We start from the raw sequence: 276 nt of genomic DNA, 5'->3' as shown, positions 1-276 counted from the left end.
GATTAAAAGTCAGATGCTCTACCAACTGAGCTAATGGCTCTTGAGATGGTGCCGGCCAGAGGACTTGAACCCCCAACCCACTGATTACAAGTCAGTTGCTCTACCAGTTGAGCTAGGCCGGCTAATTATAAGATTTAAATGGTGGAGGATGACGGGTTCGAACCGCCGACCCCCTGCTTGTAAGGCAGATGCTCTCCCAGCTGAGCTAATCCTCCATTTAGTATTGCCTGGCAACGTCCTACTCTTGCGGAACGTAAGTCCGACTACCATCGGCGC

2 tRNA genes are annotated in these 276 nt (G+C 51.4%); both read right to left on the bottom strand.

What is annotated here, in order from left to right:
* Positions 1–46 precede the first annotated feature (46 nt).
* Positions 47–122 (bottom strand) — tRNA-Thr (locus CD039_RS11345).
* Between the two features lie 17 nt (positions 123–139).
* Positions 140–215, bottom strand: a tRNA-Val gene (locus CD039_RS11340).
* Between the last annotated feature and the right edge of the window lie 61 nt (positions 216–276).

This window comes from Staphylococcus argensis, from assembly GCF_002902305.1.
In the GTDB taxonomy this organism is placed as follows: Bacteria; Bacillota; Bacilli; order Staphylococcales; family Staphylococcaceae; genus Staphylococcus; species Staphylococcus argensis.
The sequence above is the reverse complement of the archived record's forward strand: the minus strand, read 5'-3'. Positions and strand labels throughout refer to the sequence as shown.